We start from the raw sequence: 2861 nt of genomic DNA, 5'->3' as shown, positions 1-2861 counted from the left end.
TGCTAGCGGACGCTGGAAAATCCTTGTTGGCGGACAGTTGAGTCCCTGCTCGCGGACAGCAGAAATCCTGTTGGGCGGTCAGGTGATCTCCGTCTCGGCCACGTGAAAGTGGATCTCTCCGGCCGGTTGGCTGCTGGTTGCTGACCTTTGCAGCCGACCCGGACCGGAGAGACCGTGACCAAGTCTGACAGGGAGATCATGGAAATCTTGGAGTCGTACGACGCGACTCGTTGTGCGCATTCCGCGGCGCAGCTGGCCGGGTGTGATCCGAAGACGGTGCGCCGGTATGTGGCGTTGCGGGATGCCGGGGGCGGGGATCCGCTTCTGGTGCGCACGGCGGCGAGGCCGAAGCTGATCGACGCGTTTCTGCCGAAGGTGGAAGAGCTCGTCGACGTGTCGAAGGCGAAGATCCGCGCGGACAAGGTGCACGAACGCTTGGTCGCGATGGGGTTCACCGGCACGGAACGCACGACGCGGCGGGCGGTGCGGGAGGCGAAGATCGCGTGGCGGGCTGGGCGGCGGCGCACGTATCGGCCGTGGGTGGCCGAGCCCGGGTTGTGGCTGCAGTTCGACTGGGGTGACGGGCCACGGATCGACGGCCGTAAGACGTATCTGTTCTGCGCGTGGCTGGCCTGGTCGCGGTTTCGGGTGGTGATCCCGGTCTTCGACCAGACGATGGGTAGCTTGATCGCCTGTCTGGACGCGACGCTGCGCCAGGTCGGGGGTGTGCCGGCGTATCTGCTGGGCGACAACGCGAAGACGGTCACCGTCGAGCACGTCGCCGGCGTCGCGGTGCGGCATCCGACGGTCGTCGCGGCGGGCCGGCACTACGGGGCGACGGTGCACTCGTGTGAGCCGTTCGACCCGGAGTCCAAGGGCGGCGTCGAGGCCACCGTCCGGGTCGCGAAGGCTGATCTGGTGCCGACCGAGACGAACCTGCGCGGCGCTTACAGCACGTTCGCTGAGCTGGTCGCGGCGTGCCAGGCGTGGTGCGAGCACATCAACGCCCGCGTCCATCGCGAGACCGGTGCCGCGCCGGTCGACCGGCTCGCGGTCGAACGCGGTCACCTGCACGTGCTGCCGGCGGACCCGCACACCGCCGCTTTGGGTGACGAGCGTCTGGTCAATGATGATCAGACGGTGCGGGTCGGGTCGGTGCGTTACTCGACGCCGCCGGGGCACGTCGGTTCCCGGGTGTGGTGCCGGACCGTTGGTGAGGAACTGGTCATCGTCGCGATGACCGCGACCGGTACCGCCGAGATCGCCCGGCACCCCCGGTCCACCCCGGGCAATCCGCGGATCCTCGATGAGCACTACCCGCACCATCCGGGCGGGAACCATCCGCGTCCGCCGAGGCCGCGGGCCCGCAGCAAGGCCGAGGCCGACTTCCTGGCCATCGGTGACGGCGCTCATGCGTGGCTGGTCGAGGCCGCCGCGACCGGCACCAGCCGGGTGCGGGCGAAGATGGCCCGCGCGGTCGAGTTCGCCACCATCCTCGACGCGGCCCGCGTCGACCAGGCGTTGGGCCTGGCCGCGGCGGCCGGCCGGTTCGACGACGCGGATCTCGGCGCGATCCTGGACCACCTGACCACCCGAGGCGAGCCCGGTGACCTGGTCCGCGTCGACGAAACCTACTCGGTGCAGCCCGGCACGGGCTCCTGGGAAAGGTTCGGCCGATGACCTGCACACCCCCGGCCACCCCGGCACCGACCAGCCTGGTCGACCAGACGGTTTCAAAAATGAAACCGGGCCTCAAGGGCGTGGTCCTTGACCCCGACGAGGCTGCCGACCTGGCCCGGCTGCTCGACCTGATCGAGGACTGGCTGCGTCACGCCGATCACGACACGCAAGCGGATCTGGCCGGCTTCCTCGACGGCAGCGGCCATGGCCACCTCGCCGCGGCCGGCCTGGCCAGTCTCGTCGAACACAACGCCCTAACCCTGCACCGCCGGCTCAGAAAGGCCACCACCCGATGACCCGCCCCACCCCGACATCCCGCCCGGCACCTGCCCTGCCCGACGACCTGGACAAACTCCTGCGCCGGATGCGGCTGCCCTACCTGCGCGCGGCCGCGCCCGACGTCATCGCCACCGCCAAAACCCAACGCTGGGACCCCGCCGAAGTCCTGCGGGTGCTGATCAACGAAGAGGTCATCGGTCGTGACGCCGCGACCCGCCGACTACGCCGCAAGACCGCGAACTTCCCCACCGGCAAGACCCTGGCCACCTGGCGACCCGACGAGTCATCAATCTCGGCGGCCACCCAACAGGCCCTGGCAACTCTGGAATGGATCAGCCGGGCCGAGAACCTCGCCGTGTCCGGCCCGTCCGGCACCGGAAAATCACACTTCGTCGAAGCCCTCGCCCACAAGGCGATCGAGGCGGACCTGCGCGTTGCCTGGTTCACCCTCGAAACACTGACCGGCACGATCAGCCGGGCAAAAGCCGACGGCTCCACAGCCCGCACCGTCGCCCGGATCTGCCGCGCAGACCTGATCGTGGTTGATGACATCGGCATGCTGCCCGCCGGGCAAGACGCCGCCGAAGCGTTCTACCGCATCGTCGACGCCGCCTACGAACGGCGCTCAATCGCCGTGACCAGCAACATCCACCCGTCCGGCTTCGACACCCTCATGCCCAAGACCCTGGCCACCGCGACGGTGGACCGGCTGCTGCACCACGCCCACCTGATCACCACCCAGGGCGACTCCCACCGTCTGCAGCAAGCCCTCGCCGGCAAGGGGGTGCAGGCCTTGACCTAGCCCAACCAGGAGATCACCTGGCCACCAGCATGGATTTCTGCTGTCCGCCCACAAGGAGAACCCAAGGCCATCGGACAGGACTTCGTCCTGACCCTTGACA

General features: G+C 68.8%; 3 protein-coding genes. All 3 read left to right on the top strand.

The window, feature by feature from the left end:
- The first annotated feature begins 198 nt into the window (after window positions 1-198).
- From istA to istB, 3 genes are read left to right on the top strand one after another with little or no spacing between them, the layout of a single operon-like run.
- On the top strand, window positions 199-1680 hold the full coding sequence (gene istA, locus ABZ807_RS33240; RefSeq protein ID WP_357167107.1) for an IS21 family transposase: 1482 nt from the start codon (window positions 199-201) through the stop codon (window positions 1678-1680).
- Window positions 1677-1976: a hypothetical protein gene (locus ABZ807_RS33235; RefSeq protein WP_357167104.1), complete on the top strand. Its 300-nt coding sequence runs from the start codon at window positions 1677-1679 to the stop codon at window positions 1974-1976. The genes istA and ABZ807_RS33235 overlap by 4 nt, the downstream gene beginning before the upstream one ends.
- Window positions 1973-2761, top strand: coding sequence for an IS21-like element helper ATPase IstB (gene istB, locus ABZ807_RS33230; protein ID WP_357167101.1), 789 nt, complete (start codon window positions 1973-1975; stop codon window positions 2759-2761). Before ABZ807_RS33235 ends, istB begins: the two co-directional genes overlap by 4 nt.
- Window positions 2762-2861 lie beyond the last annotated feature (100 nt).

The organism is Micromonospora sp. NPDC047548 (assembly GCF_040642975.1).
In the GTDB taxonomy this organism is placed as follows: domain Bacteria; phylum Actinomycetota; class Actinomycetes; order Mycobacteriales; family Micromonosporaceae; genus Micromonospora.
Note: the sequence above shows the minus strand (reverse complement) of the source record. Positions and strands in the feature narration are given on the sequence as shown.